General features: G+C 48.4%; 25 protein-coding genes. 14 read left to right on the top strand and 11 right to left on the bottom strand.

Features of this window, described 5'->3' with window-relative positions:
• Nucleotides 1-397: 397 nt before the first annotated feature.
• The 5 genes from HYQ67_RS23295 to HYQ67_RS24135 all read right to left on the bottom strand — a co-directional run bounded on the left by HYQ67_RS23295 (nucleotide 398) and on the right by HYQ67_RS24135 (nucleotide 4,655).
• Entirely contained in the window at nucleotides 398-1,180 is a 783-nt protein-coding gene (locus tag HYQ67_RS23295) for an antitermination protein (RefSeq protein ID WP_202308491.1), read from the bottom strand.
• Nucleotides 1,177-2,142, bottom strand: a complete 966-nt coding sequence (locus HYQ67_RS23290; RefSeq protein ID WP_202308489.1) for a toprim domain-containing protein — start codon at nucleotides 2,140-2,142, stop codon at nucleotides 1,177-1,179. Before HYQ67_RS23290 ends, HYQ67_RS23295 begins: the two co-directional genes overlap by 4 nt.
• Nucleotides 2,139-3,752 (bottom strand): DEAD/DEAH box helicase, encoded by a 1,614-nt coding sequence (locus HYQ67_RS23285; RefSeq protein WP_202308487.1) that lies wholly within the window; start codon nucleotides 3,750-3,752, stop codon nucleotides 2,139-2,141. The genes HYQ67_RS23290 and HYQ67_RS23285 overlap by 4 nt, the downstream gene beginning before the upstream one ends.
• Before the next feature lie 413 nt (nucleotides 3,753-4,165).
• Nucleotides 4,166-4,432 (bottom strand): hypothetical protein, encoded by a 267-nt coding sequence (locus tag HYQ67_RS24140; RefSeq protein ID WP_237391424.1) that lies wholly within the window; start codon nucleotides 4,430-4,432, stop codon nucleotides 4,166-4,168.
• Between the two features lie 16 nt (nucleotides 4,433-4,448).
• Nucleotides 4,449-4,655, bottom strand: a complete 207-nt coding sequence (locus tag HYQ67_RS24135; protein WP_237391423.1) for a hypothetical protein — start codon at nucleotides 4,653-4,655, stop codon at nucleotides 4,449-4,451.
• 104 nt (nucleotides 4,656-4,759) lie between these two features.
• On the opposite strand from HYQ67_RS24135, the gene HYQ67_RS23280 reads away from it, so the two are divergent.
• From HYQ67_RS23280 to HYQ67_RS23225, 12 genes are all read left to right on the top strand, one after another.
• Nucleotides 4,760-5,416 (top strand): LexA family protein, encoded by a 657-nt coding sequence (locus HYQ67_RS23280; RefSeq protein WP_202308485.1) that lies wholly within the window; start codon nucleotides 4,760-4,762, stop codon nucleotides 5,414-5,416.
• A gap of 135 nt (nucleotides 5,417-5,551) precedes the next feature.
• The gene (locus HYQ67_RS23275; protein WP_202308483.1) at nucleotides 5,552-5,752 is read left to right on the top strand and encodes a hypothetical protein; all 201 of its coding nucleotides are present in this window, start codon (nucleotides 5,552-5,554) and stop codon (nucleotides 5,750-5,752) included.
• Between the two features lie 205 nt (nucleotides 5,753-5,957).
• Nucleotides 5,958-6,152: a hypothetical protein gene (locus HYQ67_RS23270; RefSeq protein ID WP_202308481.1), complete on the top strand. Its 195-nt coding sequence runs from the start codon at nucleotides 5,958-5,960 to the stop codon at nucleotides 6,150-6,152.
• Between the two features lie 191 nt (nucleotides 6,153-6,343).
• Nucleotides 6,344-6,544: a hypothetical protein gene (locus HYQ67_RS23265; protein WP_202308479.1), complete on the top strand. Its 201-nt coding sequence runs from the start codon at nucleotides 6,344-6,346 to the stop codon at nucleotides 6,542-6,544.
• On the top strand, nucleotides 6,541-6,894 hold the full coding sequence (locus HYQ67_RS23260; RefSeq protein WP_237391422.1) for a hypothetical protein: 354 nt from the start codon (nucleotides 6,541-6,543) through the stop codon (nucleotides 6,892-6,894). Before HYQ67_RS23265 ends, HYQ67_RS23260 begins: the two co-directional genes overlap by 4 nt.
• Nucleotides 6,884-7,117 carry a hypothetical protein gene (locus tag HYQ67_RS23255; RefSeq protein WP_202308477.1) on the top strand — a complete coding sequence of 78 codons (234 nt, stop codon included), beginning with the start codon at nucleotides 6,884-6,886 and terminating at the stop codon, nucleotides 7,115-7,117. Before HYQ67_RS23260 ends, HYQ67_RS23255 begins: the two co-directional genes overlap by 11 nt.
• An 11-nt stretch (nucleotides 7,118-7,128) precedes the next feature.
• Nucleotides 7,129-7,512 (top strand): hypothetical protein, encoded by a 384-nt coding sequence (locus tag HYQ67_RS23250; protein WP_202308475.1) that lies wholly within the window; start codon nucleotides 7,129-7,131, stop codon nucleotides 7,510-7,512.
• Nucleotides 7,513-7,521: 9 nt separating this feature from the next.
• Nucleotides 7,522-7,803: a hypothetical protein gene (locus HYQ67_RS23245; RefSeq protein ID WP_202308473.1), complete on the top strand. Its 282-nt coding sequence runs from the start codon at nucleotides 7,522-7,524 to the stop codon at nucleotides 7,801-7,803.
• Nucleotides 7,800-8,546: an ORF6N domain-containing protein gene (locus HYQ67_RS23240; protein WP_202308471.1), complete on the top strand. Its 747-nt coding sequence runs from the start codon at nucleotides 7,800-7,802 to the stop codon at nucleotides 8,544-8,546. Before HYQ67_RS23245 ends, HYQ67_RS23240 begins: the two co-directional genes overlap by 4 nt.
• 2 nt (nucleotides 8,547-8,548) lie before the next feature.
• Nucleotides 8,549-8,899: a hypothetical protein gene (locus HYQ67_RS23235; RefSeq protein ID WP_202308469.1), complete on the top strand. Its 351-nt coding sequence runs from the start codon at nucleotides 8,549-8,551 to the stop codon at nucleotides 8,897-8,899.
• Nucleotides 8,892-9,131 (top strand): hypothetical protein, encoded by a 240-nt coding sequence (locus HYQ67_RS23230; RefSeq protein ID WP_202308467.1) that lies wholly within the window; start codon nucleotides 8,892-8,894, stop codon nucleotides 9,129-9,131. The genes HYQ67_RS23235 and HYQ67_RS23230 overlap by 8 nt, the downstream gene beginning before the upstream one ends.
• Before the next feature lie 7 nt (nucleotides 9,132-9,138).
• Nucleotides 9,139-9,324, top strand: a complete 186-nt coding sequence (locus HYQ67_RS23225) for a helix-turn-helix transcriptional regulator (RefSeq protein WP_202308465.1) — start codon at nucleotides 9,139-9,141, stop codon at nucleotides 9,322-9,324.
• Nucleotides 9,325-9,473: 149 nt separating this feature from the next.
• On the opposite strand, the gene HYQ67_RS24130 is transcribed toward HYQ67_RS23225, so the two are convergent.
• The 5 genes from HYQ67_RS24130 to HYQ67_RS23200 all read right to left on the bottom strand — a co-directional run bounded on the left by HYQ67_RS24130 (nucleotide 9,474) and on the right by HYQ67_RS23200 (nucleotide 14,936).
• Nucleotides 9,474-9,665 (bottom strand): hypothetical protein, encoded by a 192-nt coding sequence (locus tag HYQ67_RS24130; protein ID WP_237391421.1) that lies wholly within the window; start codon nucleotides 9,663-9,665, stop codon nucleotides 9,474-9,476.
• 408 nt (nucleotides 9,666-10,073) lie between these two features.
• Nucleotides 10,074-12,053, bottom strand: coding sequence for an alkyl/aryl-sulfatase (locus HYQ67_RS23215; RefSeq protein WP_202308463.1), 1,980 nt, complete (start codon nucleotides 12,051-12,053; stop codon nucleotides 10,074-10,076).
• Nucleotides 12,054-12,384: 331 nt separating this feature from the next.
• The gene (locus HYQ67_RS23210; protein WP_202308461.1) at nucleotides 12,385-12,933 is read right to left on the bottom strand and encodes a GNAT family N-acetyltransferase; all 549 of its coding nucleotides are present in this window, start codon (nucleotides 12,931-12,933) and stop codon (nucleotides 12,385-12,387) included.
• 254 nt (nucleotides 12,934-13,187) lie between these two features.
• Nucleotides 13,188-13,586 carry a fosfomycin resistance glutathione transferase gene (gene fos / locus HYQ67_RS23205; RefSeq protein WP_202308459.1) on the bottom strand — a complete coding sequence of 133 codons (399 nt, stop codon included), beginning with the start codon at nucleotides 13,584-13,586 and terminating at the stop codon, nucleotides 13,188-13,190.
• Between the two features lie 129 nt (nucleotides 13,587-13,715).
• Nucleotides 13,716-14,936, bottom strand: coding sequence for a tyrosine-type recombinase/integrase (locus tag HYQ67_RS23200; RefSeq protein ID WP_202308457.1), 1,221 nt, complete (start codon nucleotides 14,934-14,936; stop codon nucleotides 13,716-13,718).
• Between the two features lie 642 nt (nucleotides 14,937-15,578).
• Here HYQ67_RS23200 and HYQ67_RS23195 point away from each other — a divergent pair.
• Entirely contained in the window at nucleotides 15,579-15,839 is a 261-nt protein-coding gene (locus HYQ67_RS23195) for a DUF2534 family protein (RefSeq protein WP_202308493.1), read from the top strand.
• 727 nt (nucleotides 15,840-16,566) lie between these two features.
• Nucleotides 16,567-17,562, top strand: coding sequence for a glycine betaine/L-proline ABC transporter substrate-binding protein ProX (proX, locus tag HYQ67_RS23190; protein ID WP_202308455.1), 996 nt, complete (start codon nucleotides 16,567-16,569; stop codon nucleotides 17,560-17,562).
• Between the two features lie 170 nt (nucleotides 17,563-17,732).
• On the opposite strand, the gene HYQ67_RS23185 is transcribed toward proX, so the two are convergent.
• On the bottom strand, nucleotides 17,733-18,928 hold a 1,196-nt coding region (locus tag HYQ67_RS23185; RefSeq protein WP_202308453.1), incomplete at its 5' end, for an alkyl/aryl-sulfatase.

Genomic DNA, 18,928 nt, shown 5'->3' with positions numbered 1-18,928 from the left:
AAATTGCATCTTCTGTTATATCAGCTCCAGGTGTATTGGTTACTGAGGCTGCAAGTATCGAGGTGATTGGGTTGCGAGCATCGAGGAGATAGTTCCATCACCAATTTTATCCATACCTTCACTTTGATAATGAACGTTTGCCGCACAGGAAGCCAACCCACCGAGGCTCGCCAGCACGAACTGGCTCCCTCAAGGGTTCATTTCAAAGGGTATGGTTCGGTGGGATTGTTGCGCGGGCGGTGCGCGGTGAAATTCGGATACAAAAAACCCGCTCGATGGCGGGTTCTTCGGAGTTAATTATCTATAGGCGATATACTGCATAATTAGAAGCATACACGACAACTTCGGACAAAAGCAATCACTTTAGCATTAAAATTCAAAATAATGCTGCCATAGTTCAAAACTTAGTTGCGCGCTCGAACGCTATTTCTGCCTTTCCTTCTGCCCAGCGGCATTCCTGTACCATACCGTCATAGAAGGGTTTCCAGTTGCGTGTCCATGTTCTGACGTGCAGATCGGGGACAAGGCTCAGAATCGCTTTATGGACGTTTGTTGAGGGCATGCTCGCAAATCCCTTCCCGGTACAGCGCTCACATTCTTTAAACACCGGGGCGCCCTGTTCGCTGGTGGCCTTACGATCAAGTACGCGTCCGATCCCTTTGCACCGGCAGCGGGCCGATAAAGCTCCTTTTCCGTCACAGTGTTGGCATTGTTTCTTAACCGTCTGCATCTCTACCCAGGGGGCAATCTTCTCTTCGCCGTCGGCACCTATGTAGCCAGGATAACGAACCACCTGTTCCTGAACCTCCACCAGCCCTTTACCTTTGCAGTGAGGGCATTCAGAGGCGCTGCCAGCCGAGCGAGAATATTCAGTAAAGGCGAACCGGGCCAGAATGAGCATGCAGTTACCAAATTGACCTCCCGCAGCCTTACGCACATTTTTCGGTGCATTATTCATCGCTATTCGTGCCAGCTCCTGCACCGCTTTATCTTCGTCTCCTGCGCTGATGCCGTTTTTACCGAGAAACGCACAAAGCCCAAATCTGGCTTTCGCAGCAGTGGAGCCGAGCGCGGCCACAACATCGGTACCGGTGATCCTGTCAGGAGAGGTGGATTTGGATGAATCAGTGATAGCCAGTCCCTGCGGGCTGAAGTGTTTCAATGACGATTCGAGTTTCATGCGGCCGCCTTTTTGAAGAAAGGGATCTCACGAACCTGGTCACCATTCATGAGCATATTGTTGAAATCATCGTGATCCGGGTAATAGACGCGGACGCTTACGAGGTCGTTTTTGGCTAGCAGATTGGCGTGGGCGCATTCCATCGCGGCCGCAAGCCCCGTCGCGCTGTTCTCGTCCCTGTCAGCAAAAATAATCAGGTTCCGTACGCCTGCCGGCACTCTGAATTTCTTCATAAAGCCGCTGTTGATGGTTGCCCAGGTATTTACCTTATAAATCTGATGCGCCGACAGTGCGGTTTCGATTCCTTCGGCGATGCCCAGCGTACTGGCAACCGGGAACATCCGGATCGCAACTGACCGGGCATGATCCAGATAATTATCGTCCTGCAATGACTTGAGGCGTTTTGCGCTGGTGCCGATGTCAGCTTTCTTCGGGCCGTCGAGTAACGTCTGATGCAGGTAGCACAGCTCCCCTTTATCGTCTGTTGCCAGCGAGTAAAGCGACTGATAGATGCTCTTATTGTGGCGTTGCTTATCGTTAAACCTGACTGCCTCGGACGGGAGGCTGAATATTCCCCTGCCGCTGAGGTAGCCTGCGCCGGCGGTGCCGCGCAGTGGCTGCAGCTTAGAAAACTTATTGAGTACCTTTGTGCGCAGGCTGCTGGCGCTGCTGGCGGCTGGCACTTTTATCCGCTCGAAATTGTTACCGATAAGCTTGTCAATCTCGGAGCAAATTTCATTGAATGATTTGCCCTGTGTCAGGGTGACAAGTTTCATTCCGTCACCGTAGCCACACACACAAATCCAGGTACCCCGGCCATCCCGATCGTCAATGCGCAGTTTGCCCCGCGCGCCGCATACCGGGCATTCGCCTTTAAAGTGATTGCGAGCATTAATCGGCGGCAAACCGAAATGCTCAAAAATCATCGCCCACTGACCTTTTGCTGCATCTGTCGTTTTCATGCTCGTTTACCTAACTGCTGTCTGATATCGATAATAATTTTCGTTGCCCGGTGGGCTGGCGTCGGGACATCTGGCATAGCCTGTTCCTGCTGCCGCTTTGCCTTTTCTTTCCCTTTCGCAAAGGCAATCAGCTTGTGCTTAATGAAATTGCTTACCGTGGGCGTTATATCCATCGGGTAATCGCTCAGGTTGCGCGGCCATTCGTCGAAGCGATCCCGGAATGTATTTGCACACCAGCCATCGCTTAAAGGCTTTTTCCCCTGTGATACGCGCTGGCGCTGATAAAATTTAATCTGGCTCCACCAGGCCTGCTTCTCTGCCTGCGTCGGCTTCTGTTGCCCTGCGCCAAGCTTTTTGAGTTTGCGTCCTGTGTCGGTATCAATATCTTCACCGGCCAGCGGCTTATGCCCGCATTTTGGGCAAACGTAGACGCCTGCAGGTTTCATGTAGTGGCACTGCGAGCATTCGTGAGGCAGCTTCTCAGCTCGTTCTTCAGCAGTACGGCGGGCAGCATCTTCCATCCCGTCTGATTTGCCCGGTAGCTCGCTGTATTCAATAGAATCGGGATAGCCGAGGCGGTGAACTGTTCCGCTGTGATCGAAGATGAGACAGGACTCTTTGCCCGGCGCGGTGCGCAGACCACGACCCAGCGCCTGCAGCCAGCGAATTTCGCTTTTGGTCGGGCGGGCATAGATGATGCAGCGCACATCGCTGTCGAACCCGGCAACCAGTACGCCGACGCTAACGATGATTTTCGTCGCACCTGTTTCAAACCGGTGAATGATGGTCTGCCGTTCCTCAACTGGTGTTTCGGCGACCATTACCTCTGCGTTAACACCCGCCTGGTTAAACTGGATAGTCAGATAGTTGGCGTGATCCACATTCACACAGAAAGCGATTGTCGGCAGATCATGCCCGTTCTCCAGCCAGTTCTGGACGATATCGCCCACCAGCGTTGAGCCACACATGATTTCTGCCACCTGCTTATCGTTATAGTCGCTGCCATATTCGAGGGAGGATTTGGTTTTAACCCCTTTCAGGTCGGGCTTCGTCGGTGCGTAAAACTCGTATTTGCTCAGATCGCCACGCTGGATCAGCTCGCCGATGGTGGTCGGCTTAATCAGGCGGTCATAGTATTTGCCCAGGAACGGTGAAAACGGTGTGCCCGACAGGCCAATTACTTTCACACCTTTAGCATGCAGGCGTTCGATATCCTGCAGGATGCGCTTCTTGCGCAGGTGCGCTTCGTCGATGATCAGTAAATCGATGTTGTCAGGAAATACACGACGGATAAGCGTATCGGCACTGGCGATCTGAATTTTCAGTGACGGATCGTAATTAGGATGACCTGCCCAGATATACCCGATTTCATCACCAGGTAACCCGTACTCGACAAAGCGGTCTGCAGTCTGGTTAATCAGGATGGTATATGGAGCACAGAACAATACACGCTTGCCGCGACTGACGAACCCGGCAACGATGAAAGCCGCCAGACCGGTTTTGCCGCTTCCTGTTGGTGCGTACACCATGAAGGTGGTATAGGTTTTCCAGTCACGGCGCAACATGGCAAGAGCGCGTTCCTGTGCAAAATTCGGTGTGATCGTCAGCATTGTTCCGCCTCCGTAGCGATGAGATAATATTCGTGTGATGTGGTTTTCATAGATTCCCCTTCACATGGCTGGTGGCCTCCCCAAAGGCTGCCAGCCGACCCTCTGATTTCTCCCTCATGAAATAAACTCTTCCAGGAAGAACCCTTTCAAATTCTCTGTGCCTGACACTGCGTACTACCTTGCTGGTACGGGCGTTTTTCTGGTGCTGCCCTTAAGACAGAGATCTACTTAACCTATGGATGTCTTCTGTTGGAAAAGGCCCTATTCCTACCCCTACACCCAATCCCCCCTTACCCCCCTTTCCCTCTTCCCCATGATTTCGTACCACCTTACTAGTACACACGGAGAGCCGGGTGAAGTGGTTGCCAATCTGACCAGGCACCTTTAAGCCTGCATTCTGTCCGGGCACCTTTTCAGTAACTCTGTTGTGCTCCCGCCAGTGGAGGCTCGGCGGTATACCCCTGCAAAGCTCTGCCGTGATTTCTCACGAACAGACGAAGCCGCACATTGGCTTCATGCCGTGCCCGGTTCTCTTTTCGAAAGGAAACCGGCTCGGACTCAAACGTCTCCAGATAAACAGCGGCGTATCTGGCAACAGCCTTTTGACGAGCCGCTGGTGTTAAACTCAATAACTGCTCCTGAATCCACTCACCGTCTGTGTGGCTAAAAGATTCAGGCATTACCGTACCGTGGTATTCAGGAGGCACTTTTGTTTGCCAAAGAAGAATGTTCGTAAGGAATGGATGCATCTAAATGACAGAGAATCGCTACATCTTCAGGCACTCCTCTCAGTCTCCATTTGCCTACTGCCTGACTGGTTCTAGCCTTACCTCGCTTGGGGAAATTCCTTCCGATATTCGCGTTTGTTTTAAAATGCTTCTTAAGAATTTCGTAAAGCTCCATGAGTTAACCCTTTTGGAAACTATTGTATCAGCTGATGTTAGCAAATAGAATCCAAAGTATCAAACAAACGTGCTACTTTAGTTTCGAAATCAATGGAGGCAAAAATGAACACTTTCGCCGAGCGTCTAATTCAACGCAGATCAGAGTTAGGCATTACCCAAGAAGCACTTGCAAAAAAGGCTGGTGTGACCAGGGTTGCGATCAGTAAGGCAGAGCAAGGTTTAACCAAAAGCTTCAATGGGAATACCCTATTCAAAATCGCCTCAGCGCTAGAATGTGATCCCCAATGGCTCCAGTCTGGGGTCGAGAACAAACCAGAGTGGGTTACGAATGTCAGGGCAGGAGTACAGCCTGAGATTCGTTATAGCTACCCCAAGTTAAATTGGGTCCAGGCTGGGCAATTTGCACATCATGGTGACAATTACAGTATTCATGACATTGATAATTGGCAGGATTCGGTGAAATACGCAGGTGAAAAAGGATTTTGGCTTGAAGTACACGGAGATTCAATGACAGCACCTACCGGGGTTACTTTCCCAGAAGGAATGTCTATCCTAGTTGATCCAGAAAAAGATCCGCACTCCAACTGTTATGTCATTGCTCAAAAGAAAAATACAGAAGAGGTTACCTTCAAAAAATATGTAACTGACATGGGTAGAGAATTTCTTAAACCACTAAATCCTCAATACCCGATGATCGAGATGGATGGCGAGTGTGAAATCATAGGTGTTGTAGTGGATGCTCGGTGGGATATTTTTTAATTCATATTTATCAATTAGATGCCGGATATCCGGCATTTTTTTTATCATTTAGCGAAAGAATAGTATCAGAGACACTTGCGCGCTAGTGATACTTTAGTTACGATTATCTCATCAGCAAACAACGGAGCTAATGAGATGAGCAGAAAATCAGAAAATCAATTTCACGGCATGGATATGACGCCATTAGGCGCCCTCGGAAATATAGACGATCTACTTGCGGCCTCTGAGGTCTGCTTATGTTCTGGTAGTGAAACAGTAAAAAGTATTGCCTTTGAACTTATTGAGCTTGCCCGCGAATATGCAAAAGAAGCTCGCGTCCAGGGCGGTGCCGCATGAAATCTATTTCCAACCAAGAACAACTTATTATTCGCAACGTGATAGAGAACATGGATAAGGTTGTTAATACTCTTGCATACGTAGCTGATGATAACGAAACCGAATATCAAATCACATCACTTGTCGGTATATGCATGAATCAGATTATTAATGACATCTGTTCATTAAACACCATATTCAATTCTGAAACAGCGGAGAATAAATAATGAACACTCCTGTTAGTATTTTAGAAGCCATCAATGCAGAGATTATTGAAAACACATCACTACTTGAACTTATCTATAGTCAAACCAATGGGGAACAGACTACTGATTGCGCAATTGCATGCTTGCTGCGCTCTCTTTATAAGACGCAGGAAAAAATCGAAACCTACATAGATGATCTTGATAAAAACAACTAAACAGTAAATCAATTAAATAGTTTTTAATTACAGCTTAATTGCTGGGGATGTCCACATTCTAAATTCACCGGAGGCTTAATTATGAGTTTTATCAAAGACAAATCAGCATATCAAACAGCGCTTCTTTTTATGGCAAATGGTCAGGAAGTGATTGCTCAGCTTTATCTACGAAAAGCATACGGAGCGTAGTTATGAAGAATGCAAAGATTAATATTTGTGATGTTCTAACTGCCTCTAATCGTGGGCGTCAATTGAATGCTCTCCTACAGAACATCTTTGAAAGAGGAACGGATGGATGTGAAAAGGATGATGAGTTAATCGGTCTGGCTTATGAGATCAGCGGAAAGATTTCTGTATTCCTTGACAACCTCGAGAGGGAAGAAAATAAATGACAAGTTTAATTGAAACTCGCCGTCGCCGTATCGTTATTGCCAAGCTGAATTCGATGAAGCGAAAAACGGGTAGCAATTTCGTCCTCGTGAAGCTACCGAATGATGAAGTGACGACCATTGAATTAAGCGAAGAGATATTAACAAAAGCGCTAATAAAGATATTTGAAGCGATGGTGTACGACTCCACCAAACGAGCAGAAGCCGAGCGACATATATCTGACCACTACAGCGCATGCATGAGCAATAAATTAAATAAGCTCTCTCCGCATGGAATGGAATTTATGAACGCGCTTATAGCGAATTTAGCTGAACAGGCTTTTGAGCATCAAGGGGGAAGCAATGGCAACTGAGCAATCAACCACCAGCTACAAGGGCGTGAATATCGCGGTGCCAGTGTTACCCGTCGAGCTGCATGTTATGCCCGACTTTACCGGTCGTGTGGTTCTGTACATCGAGAATGGGCGCGTAAAGGCCGACCGCAGGTTACGTGATGAAGAGCATATCTGCGCGATAGACACATTCATTGAGATGGCCCGCGAAATGGGCCTGCAGCTAAACGAAGTAGCCAATTAAAGGAGATAGAAATGTCCACCAGCAAACAAAAGACAGGTATTGATGCAGCGTTTAGCCGCCCTCTCCGTCCGGTCTACATTGTGACGCGCCACGGTTACCGCAAACGTTGCCTGAGCCGTAGCGCGGCCCTGAACAACCTGGCGCATTACATGACAACCCACGCTTTCCACCTTGTGGGAGCAAGGACTCATCATCCGGATACACCAGTCGAACGCTACGGAGTAACGGTTTATCAGCAGGGGCGCGAAAGGTTGGTTTACACGTCGGCGCACCGTCGCTGCATTCGTCGTATTCGCCGCCTGCTCGCTCGTAAGCGCGAGATCCAGCAGTGGCAGGAAAAGCATGACGCATTAACCGATCAGTACCGCGAATTCATGAAAACGAAACCGTTTTAAGGGGGAAGCGTGGCTAACCAGGATAACGCAAACATTTTTTCTGTTGAGTCTGCCCACAAGGTGCCAAACGCGAAGCACCTGCGGCGGCAGTCGAAAATTTACAGCCCGGAAGAGTTTCTCGCTCTGCCAATGGTACAGGAGTTTATCAAAAACAATCCGAAACAGTATTTCGTTCATGAAGAGACAGGCGAGCAACTGATGGCACAGGAATTGGCTGAACTGTATTGCTCGGTTAATAACGGTAAAAAACTTAAGAAAGCGCTTCGCCGCTCCTTTGGAGATAAAGCATGAATACAATTACCATCAACAATAAACAACTTCCGGCAGTCGAATATCGCGGACAGCGCATTGTAACTCTGGCGATGATCGATGAAGTACATGATCGCCCTGAAGGGACTGCTAGCGCCGCATTCCTTCGCAATAAAGACCGCTTCGTTGAAGGTGTTGATACGTATCTTATTGAATACTCGGAAAACAACGTATTACGTTCTTTCAATGTCGATGTACCGTTTCGTGGCCTGCGGGTATTTACGGAAACTGGATACCTAATGCTCACCAAGCCTTTCAACGACGATTTGGCCTGGCAGGTTCAGCGCGAGCTGGTCAATGACTACTTCCGCACTCAGCGACAGCAGCCATTGACTGAAATCGAGATGATCGCAGCAATGGCCGCTGATGCAGTCCGCCAGCAGAAACGGCTGAATCATGTCGAAGAGAAGATCGAGACTGTCACCGAGGCGGTGGAAAACATTAAGCGCGGCACCATGCGTGCCGGATATGTCGGTTACCGCCAGGTGGTCTCTAAAAGCGGTATGACAGATGCGAAATGCCGCAACCTGGTAAACGCCTACCAAATCCCTACTGATACGCATGAATTCATGACTCCTGATGGTTTACTGTCGCGCCGGGCAATAGTGGAGCTAGCCCCATTCATGCACGCATTTCACCTGATGATGTCAGAAGCTGAACGCCGCGGTACACGTTGGTACCACTCCAAAATGGGGCTTTTCCAGGCTATCGGATGGGAGATCTAAAAATGGCACTCATTACGCAAAATTTCCGTCTGAATTCGCTGGCTAATCAGTATGCGGCGGCGATTTATAGCCATGTCGTTAATCAAAACGGCGGCGAATGGTTCACTGTAAACGCCAATACCCTACCTATTAGGGTAAATATTGTTGGCGGCGTTCCCGGCGTCAGGCAGCTCGTCGATGCTTATTTTCTTGAAGCGCTGCAATTGAACTACCAGGGATGGGAGGCGGCAGCCATCGCCATGTTTGATAAATGTCTGGCGAGCGATAAATCCATCAATCAGACGGGAATTGAAGTCTGGGAAAGTATGGTATCAGACATGGGTTCGACTGTAGCAGGTGACGGCTATGCCTGAGTATGCCGACCTGAACGACGAGCTGGTGAAAGCCAGCGTCCAGATTGACGATGGTTGCGACCACACAAAGCGGTTGGTTTGGCAGATGAATGCCCGGCGGAACATGAGGAACGGCGTAAGTGTACCGATGCCACCAGCACCGAAGGTAGCCGGAACGAAAATCCAGCCGAAGAAGAAGAAACCCCGGAGACGTGGTTATCGGGTAGTACAAACAGCGATTAGCGCGGTGTGAGGTAGTTATGGCCACGAGATATATTGGACTTAAAGAGATGTGCAAACTGACCGGGAAAAGCCACCCTACGCTATGGCGCATGTGGGAAAAGAAAAAGGAATTTCCCGCGCCGCACCGCAGCAAAAGCGGCTCCTTCTTGGGTTGGCCTGAGCAGGTCTATGAAGAATGGGTACAGCAGCAGGCCAGCAATTAACTGTATTCCCTCAGATTGTGAGTTGCCAGTGTAATCGTGCAGCTCACAATTAAATCTCACAGTCAGCTCTGAGCGAGGAGCAGGCGTTACCTACACCTTAAATAATCCATCTTAAATAGACAGGAGCTGTCTAAATTATCCGTGGCGATTCAGAGGTTCACGTCTCTTCGGTCATCTTCCCCGGCAAAACTATGCTGCCAGGAAACCAGATAACCGTACTGGAATTTCTTCGAACTGGCATCAAACAGCACGTTGACCAGACCCGCGGACCATTTCTCTGTTCCCAGCGCATCATCGGTTGCAGCCGGGGCTGTAATTTGTGGACCAAAGCCGAAACTCACAGCCGGATTACCGGTATCAATCAGCCATGACGCGAAAAGGTTCAGGTCACCCAGACCGGTTTTATGCCCGCCATTAGGTGGCGTCGGGTAGGTATTGACCTGAAGTGAACCACGTAATAACCAGTTACTGTCGCCCAGAGCAAACGGCTGAGCATAACGAAACCAGAACTGGTTGGCATCTTTATCTGTGCCGCTGACATCACCGATATAATAGTTCTACATATTAAAGGCAGTCATATTCACCAGGGGGTTGTTAGCCTGGGCTGCATCCTGTACATGGTCTTCTGCGGCAACAGCAGATGCAGAGGCCAGATAAAACAGAGACGACAGAAGTGAGTATGAAAACAAACGCATAACTGTTTTACTTAAGAAAATCCCCTGCAACGCAGGTGCCGCAGGGGATTTATTTTATGGTGTGACGATGTCGAACCAGAACTCAAACTTGTCCATATAACTCAGCATCTCATCCAGCTTCGCACCATTACCGGTGACTTTCACATCACCTTTATCTTCAGCCTGTTTCAGAGTTTCTTCTTTCAGGATGATCTTATTCAGTGTCTCGCGGTTGAGCGTAATAGTCGCGTCCGCATCTTTCGCTTCGGCATTTGCGGTGTGGTTCAGCACGCCGTTTTCCAGCTCCAGCTTGTATTTACCGCCGTCGCTGCCCAAATCGATATTAAATACAGCTTTGGCATTGGCCGCTTTTTCACCGTTAATATGCACCCCGAGGTAATCGAAGAACATTTCCGGCGTCATAGCTTTCACCGTATCCGGGCTGGCCGTATTCGGCGTTGGCAGTTTCTGAACGCCATTACGCAGCTCCTGCGCGCCAGTCAGGTAGAAGTTACGCCACGGACCGGATTCAGCTTGATAGCCCATCTGTTCAAGCGCATCCGCTTCCAGATTACGTGCCGCCTGGTTATTTGGATCGGCAAAGACAACTTTGCTTACAACCTGTGCGACCCAGCGGAAGTTGCCCTCATCATAATCTTCTTTGGCTTTTTTCAGGATGTTATCCGCACCGCCCATGTAATCGACAAATTTCTTCGCCGCTTCTTCTGGTGGCAACTCATCCAGGGTTGCCGGGTTGCCATCGAACCAGCCGAGATAGAACACATAGGTGGCTTTCACGTCATGGCTGACGGAACCGTAATAACCCCGGCTGGCCCAGGTTTTCGCCAGACCATCAGGCAGTTTAAAGTTCGCGGCAATTTCGTCACGCGTCAGGCCGGTATTCGCCATACGTAAGGTCTGGTCGTTGATATAACGATACAGGTCACGCTGGCTCTTCATCAGCTTAACGACGTTCTCGTTACCCCAGGTCGGCCAATGGTGCTGCGCCATGATAATTTCGGCTTTATCCCCCCAGAGATTGATAGCATCGTTGATGTATTTCGACCATGCCAGTGGATCTCGAATTTTCGCGCCGCGCAACGAGTAGGTGTTATGGAGAGTATGGGTGACGTCTTCTGCCGCTTCGATGAGTTTCTTCTCTTCGATAAACCACAGCATTTCTGATGGGGCTTCAGATCCTGGCGCCATCATGAAATCATAGGTCAGCCCGTCAATCGTCTCTTTTTGACCCGTTTTGGTGATGTAATTCGTCGGCGCGATTAGCGTTACCGTACCCGCAGAGGTGGTGGTACCCAGACCTGCACCGACCTGACCTTTTACGTCTGGTTTCAGAAGGTTGCCGTACATGTAGCTGGCACGGCGGCTCATGGCGTTACCCGCCATGACATTCTCGGATACAGCCTCATCCATAAAGCCCGCAGGTGCGTAAATCTTCACCTTACCGGATTTTACGTCAGCTTCATCGGCAACACCGCGAACCCCGCCGTAGTGGTCGATATGGCTATGGGTATAAATCACGGCAACAACCGGTTTTTTCCCACGGTTTTTGTAATACAGTTCGAGGCCCACTTTCGCGGTTTCTGCTGAAATCAGGGGGTCAACGACGGTAATCCCTTCTTTACCCTCAATGATGGTCATATTTGAGAGGTCAAGGTTACGGATCTGATAAACTCCATCCGTCACTTCAAACAGACCACTGATATTGATCAACTGAGACTGGCGCCACAGGCTCGGGTTGACGCTGTCAGGAGACTTTTCCCCTTCTTTAATAAAGGCGTATTTCTGCGGATCCCAGATGACATTCCCTTGCTCACCTTTGATAACATCCTGAGGCAAAGCGGCAATAAAGCCTTTATGGGCATTGGTAAAGTCAGTGTTATCAGAAAAAGGAAGCTGGCTATAAAGTGCATCGTTAGCTTGCTTTGTTGCCGCAGTCGCCTCTTTAGGAGCTTCCTGTGCGAACAATGGCGTCAGTGCCGTGGAAGAAAGTAACCCCGCCAGAGCAAGACTTTTGACTATTAGCTTAAGTCTCATAAAAATGATCCTCTATGGTACATCCTGTCTACCGCTCGCTTTTTACGAACAGTAACCTTAAGAAACTATTGGGTAACATGAATGATGATAGTTTACACAGCTACGCTACCATTTTTTTAAGTATATCCAAATGGTTACATTTATCCATTTTTGAATACATTTTCTTAATGTTTGAGGAATTCTATGGAGAATGGGGTTAATCAGCCTTTGAGCTGACCCCCCATGATCTATAACAGTAAGAGTTAGCCATGTCCGCTGTTGGCACGCAGCGGACAAGCTAACAGAGCTGGAGGTCCGCTGTGAGCGATGAGCAGACATAACATAACTTATATTAGCCAACATGACGCGCGTTCCATTCGTCACGCGTGATTTCCCAGAGTTCGGAATCCAGCAAACCGCTGACATACTCTTTCCTTTCAGTCCTGATAAGCCGCATGCCGCTACTGTCTGAAATACGTTTGGAACGGCTGTTGAGAGCCGCTTTTGGCGCTCGCAATACTGTCCTATTTAACGTATTAAACCAGTAATCCGTAGCTACATTACTGGCCTCACGCATAAAACCCTGCCCCTGATATTCCGGAGCTAACCAAAATCCGCGGTTATTGTCCTCAACGTCATAGAGGCAGATTAAACCCATGAGTTCGTCAGGGGTCTGACGGTGCCTGATAGTCCAGATCCAGGCAATCCCTTTTTCCATATCAGGCAGGGCAATGTTATTGACGTAATTTTCAGCACCGTTATCAGGATAAGGCCATGGTACTGAGGAGACCATATACCGAACTATCTCCCAGCGTGGATAAAGCACCTGAATCTGTGAGGCATCTTCGGCTGCTAATGGCTTTAACAGCAAGCGTTCTGTATGGAGTTGTGGTATTTGCATACGCGCTTTTCCTTCCCGAGCAAGATATCTATTTCTGTTTTGCCTGTTCGATAGCTACTTCAATTTATCTGAATGGACAGAAAACATCCATGCAAGAGGAGGTTTAGTCAGCATCGGTCGAATGAAAGGACAGAGATGAGCGGACATGAAAACTGTAAACACATCCACTAAAGGTGCGGTTCCTAAGCCTCTGGATTAAGCAGGCGATTTACGCGGATTTAGGAAATCATCATTGTTGCTCTCATTTTACAACACTAGAAAAACTCCATTTTTTCATAAGGATGCTTCCTACACTCGCTAAGGCGGCTATCCAAATCGCCGTCATGTATTTCCAACTTGTGTCCATCAGGATCCAAAAAGTAGATTGATTTTCCTTCACTTTTATTAGTTTTCCACTTTCTAACGCCCGATGCCTTCAGCTGAGCAGCAAACACATCGAAGTCTTCGCTACGAATGCTGAATGCGTAGTGAGTGTAATCCTCCTGCGAAGCAACTGAATCAGCAGAAAGACAGAACCACAGATTACCTAGACAAAGATAAGCCCCATTGGTCCATCTGGCCTTAGGTATAAAACCAAGTGTATTGACGTAAAAATCAAAACTTCTAGAAACATCCCTTACAGCGATTGTTATGTGATTCAGATCGTTCAGCATGCAAAATCTCCTCAGCAGGATGCAGGTAAATACAAGTTACCATAAGAGTACCTTACGCGAGTCCAGGGCGTTAACGTCCCCTCCTAGCACAAAGCTGCCCATCAGTTCAAATCAGAGTTAATCTGCATGCTAACGCAGTGCATTCACCCTTTCTTCCCACTGATTTATGATTTCCCATTTCTCACGAAGATATGCGTACCTGTCATAGTGTTTTGTGGCGACTCCCGGCATTTTATGATTCTGCAAACGGTCGCGCATCTCCAGACTGATCCCCATATCGCCGGCAAGGGTTTTAAAGGTTCGGCGAATGTCTCGCGGCGTGAATGGCGTAAACTCTTCACGCTGGCAAAACTTGCGAAGCTGCTTACCGTATTCAGCAGAGAGCAGGTGGCCCTCTTTAGTTTTGCCCGGAAAGAGATAAACCGAATCGGGGTAACGCTTCAGCTGGTCTTCAATAATTTTTGTTGCAGATTTGGTCAACGGGATAACGTGGAAATCCCCATTCTTTGAAATGTGCGGTGGAACGGTGAGCGTGTTGTTTCTTTTATCCCAGTTATCACGAGTATTCGTCATGATCTCCCAAGGACGCTGGCCGCCAGTATGCAGGCATAACAATAGCAGCTGCGCATAGTCAGGATTCATCGGACACTCTTCTTCTGGTACGGAAATGAGGTTAAGCAGCTCCGTCAGCTCGTCCCATGAAAGGAAGCGATCCAGCGCCTTATCAGCGCCCTTTTGCGCAGGAACGACAGATACAGGATTACGATCCAGGCCGTAGCGAGTTTTCCCGTTGATGTTGGCCGGGTCGTTATCAGCGAATAAACCAAAATTAAAAATCGCATGAAGATTAGCGCGCACTTTGTTGGAGCCAGCTACCGCGCCACGCTCAATAAATTCAGCAAGGATGTGCTTAATCTGCACAGGGGTAATGTCTTTGGCTAGCATCTTTGCGTCAATGTGTTGGCTTGCCAGAACCTGCTTAAGCCTATCTTCTGTCTTCTTCCAGGATCTCTTGTTCAGCCTCTTTTGGTCTTCAATGTAATCGTCAAACAGCTGCTTTACGGTGGCGTGCTCATACGTCACATTATCCAGGGACTCAACATTAGCCGCGGCCTCCTGAGCTTTGCTGGCAGCCTCGGATAAACTCAGGTGCGGATAGTCGCCGAGCGAAAGAAATTTTCGTGCACCGTCTTTGTGATATTTGTAAACAAACACCTTTCGGCCTGAAGGGTAAATCTTTATCCCTAGCCGCCCGGTGCCGCGGGATGCTGAAGCCTGCCAGACGTAGTAAGCCTGTTCCTTTGGTTTAATGCCTTTTATCTTGCTATCTGTGAGGAGTATTCCAGCCATTTCGCAGGTGCCTTACGGGTGTCTTAACGGGTGTCTTAAGGCTGAAATACTATGTTATAGGGTGAAATCACACAACATAATAAACCACAACATTATCAATCAGTTGCAACAAAACGAAATGATATAAAAGCCTGTGAAATCAATAAGTTTCGCCCTTCTAAGCCGTAGGTCACAGGTTCGAGCCCTGTAGGGCGTACCATTTCGAAGTAAATAGACGTCAACCGACGTCTTTTTTTATGCCTGAAATTCAGTGACTTGGCTGATTTTAGCGCGTCGATGCTCTCTCTGTTCCCCCCTGCATCAAGTTATAACTGTTGGTACAGATGATAATCCTTCTCCGTTCAATGAAATCTTGTCCCCACAGCCAGCGGCGAAGGGCCTCAAATGACGCAGGGGTGTCAGCTGAATCCACCGTGATTCACACCGCCTTTCACGCAAATAAAGACTTTAATTCAGGCGAGAGTGCCGATAACCTGTCAGCCATCGCTTCCCGCCAACATCTGAATCTGGCTGGAAACTGTAGTTTTGGCTCGTTTGCAAATGAGCCTGGATAAAATTTGCAGGCAAATTTACTGCTCCATTTTGCCAGGCTGTCGTTTCGTAGAAGCCGAGCGAATAAAAACTGTCTGTGAGGAAAGGATGATGTTGAAGATATTCAAAACTCGTGAAGGGAAAAAATTCCTGATTGCCGTTGCTCTTGTTTTTTCGATCGTTGTTACGGCTGTCTCAAGTGTGACATTCCAGGGCGTTGAGGAGCAGTATAATATGCCAATGGAACAATGGAGTTTATCACTCTTCATTATTCAGGGCGCGTGGGTTGCCATTTACAGTATTATGTTCACAATCATTGGCTCGTCACCCTTTGCGTTTTACTTCCTGGTCCCCAAAGACGGAAGAGGCTGAAGACATATCATACGGCCAGGGCGCTATTGGATAAGCAGAACTTTTTGGTCGTCATGTGGATGAGTCATGGTCTGAGCCACAGTATCGGCATGACGACGTCCACATGAATATCTTTTTGAATTATCGTGCCATGCCCGGTGAGTCGACTCAACGCTTTGGTGTCTCATCAACCTACAATTAATCAGTGTGTTACTGTCTGTAATATCGCTGATTAATATGACATTCTATTTGATCACTGGATCCACGTTATCACCATAGAGGTTGGACTCTGATGCTGATAACGATCAAAGGTTCCACTCACTAAACAACACCAAATAAAATCAAAAATAAGTTTATCTCAGACGGTTAAATCTACTGATAAAATGTTCAAAAAACCCATTTCTATAGGCCGCTTATTATTTCGGATAATATTGACGAGGTTCAAATAATGGAGGGTCAGAATAAATAAAACGTTGTCTTCTGGTCTGAGTATGTTAGGGTCTTTATAGCCAGCAGCATCATAAAATTAAGTTTCACCCTAATACTGCATTTGCTTATTTTTATTTCCTCTGAATATCAACAGTATTCGTTTACATCAGCTCAAGGAAAGCTAACTCAGCCATGACGTTAGTGTTTCTGATTTTTAACTTCTACGCAGTATTCAACATTCATCAGGTCGGAATAGTTATCCCCCCACCACTCTCGATCGCGTACCGACATATCCCCAATCACACAATGAGGAACGAAAATGCAACAGCGCATAATTATTACCACTGCTTTTGCTACCCTTCTTTCTGCCGGTACGTTCGCCGCAGATTTACCGGGCAAAGGCATAACAGTCCAGCCGATACAGAGCAATATTTCGGAAGAAACCTTTCAGACTCTGATAGTCAGCCGTGCTCTGGAAAAACTCGGCTATACGGTCAATAAGCCTAACGAAGTTGACTACAATGTCGGATATACAACGCTTGCCGCAGGCGATGCAACGTTTACCGCCGTGAACTGGCAACCCCTTCACGATGATATGTACGCCGCCGCCGGAGGCGACAAGAAATTTTATCGCCAGGGTGTTTTCGTAAACGGTTCTGCGCAGGGTTATCTGATTGATAAAAAAACGGCAGATCGATATCACATCACCAATATCGAGCAGCTAAAAGATCCGAAAATTGCAAAACTGTTTGATACCAACAACAACGGTAAAGCCGATCTTACGGGCTGTGCGCCGGGCTGGGGCTGCGAAGCGGTCATTAATCATCAGATTGAGGCCTACGGCCTGAGCAACTCAGTGGATCACAATCAGGGCAATTATTCGGCGCTGATGGCAGATACGATTACTCGTTATAAACAAGGAAAATCAGTGCTCTACTATACATGGACCCCTTTCTGGGTGAGTGACGTTCTGAAGCCGGGTAAAGACGTGGTATGGCTGCAAGTGCCGTTCTCCTCCCTGCCGGGCGTGCAGAAAAACACAGATACCAAATTGTCTAATGGCGCGAATTACGGCTTCCCGCTGAGTTCTATGTACATTGCGGCGAACAAGGTCTGGGCCCAGCAAAATCCGGCTGCGGCAAAACTGTTCTCGCTGATGGAAATTCCAATTGCGGATATCAGCGCCCAGAATTCGCTGATGCATGAAGGCCATGCCTCAGAAGCAGATATCAATGGTCATGTGGATGGCTGGATAGCAGCCCACCAGCAATTGTTTGATGGCTGGGTGAAGGCTGCCCTGGCAGCGCAAAAATAACGGCTTCCAAAAACATGGCAGAGGAACGTGTCCTCATTGCGCGGGTAAAATCATTGAAGGTACCGATCAGATATTACAAGATTGGTTAATCAAAGAAATGCATCCCAATAACAGCGCTGGTCTGCCTTACAAAAAATCCCCTGCAGCGCTAAGGCTGCAGGGAAACGAGGTTATGGTGTCACAAGATTGAACCAGAACTCGAACTTGTCCATGTAGCTCAGCATCTCATCCAGCTTCGCACCGTTGCCGGTGAGTTTCACATCGCCTTTATCCTCAGCCTGTTTCAGGGTTTCTTCTTTCAGGATGATTTTATTCAGCGTGTCACGGCTGAGCACAATTGTCGCGTCTGCGTCTTTTGCCTCGGCATTAGCCGTATGGTTCAGCACACCGTTTTCCAGCTCCAGTTTGTACTTACCGCCCTGATTGCCCAGGTCAATGTTAAACACCGCTTTGGCATTGCCCGCTTTCTCACCGTTGATGTGTAATGCAAGGAAATCGAAGAACATTTCAGGCGTCATCGCACGAACGGTATCCGGGCTTGCGGTATTTGGCGTCGGCCCTTTCACAACGCCATTTCGCAGCTCCTGCGCCCCGGTCAGGTAGAAGTTACGCCACGGCCCCGACTCGGCCTGATAGCCAAGCTGTTCCAGGGCATCGGCTTCAAGATGGCGGGCACTCTGGTTTTTCGGATCGGCAAAGACGACTTTACTGACAACCTGAGCAACCCAGCGGTAATTGCCCTGGTCATAGTCAGCTTTCGCTTTCTGCAGAATGGCATCTGCACCGCCCATATACTCAACGAACTTCTTCGCCGCTTCTTCCGGCGGCAGCTCATCAAGCGTGGCCGGATTGCCATCGAACCAGCCGAGATAAAGCACATAGGTTGCCTTCACGTTATGGCTGATAGAACCATAGTAGCCCCGGTTCGCCCACGTTTTTGCCAGGCTGTCAGGCAGCCTGAAGTTAGCTGCAATTTCATCGCGGGTCAGGCCTGCGTTTGCCATGCGCAGCGTCTGGTCATTAATGTAACGGTACAGATCGCGCTGGCTCTTCAGCAGGTTAACGACGTTAGCATTCCCCCAGGTTGGCCAGTGGTGCTGGGCCATAATAATTTCGGCTTTGTCACCCCAGCGTACAATGGCTTCGTTAATGTATTTTGACCAGGGCAGCGGCTCACGAATTTTTGCACCGCGCAGGGAGTAGGTGTTATGCAGCGTGTGGGTCACATCTTCTGCGGTTTCGATAATTTTTTTCTCTTCGATATACCACAGCATTTCGGAAGGCGCTTCAGAGCCCGGCGCCAGCATGAAGTCATAGGTCAGACCGTCAATAACCTCTTTCTGACCGTCTTTCTCAATGATATTGG

The organism is Dryocola clanedunensis subsp. sulfonylureivorans (assembly GCF_016756775.1).
Classification (GTDB): domain Bacteria; phylum Pseudomonadota; class Gammaproteobacteria; order Enterobacterales; family Enterobacteriaceae; genus Dryocola; species Dryocola clanedunensis.
This window is presented reverse-complemented; position numbering and strand designations above follow the sequence as displayed.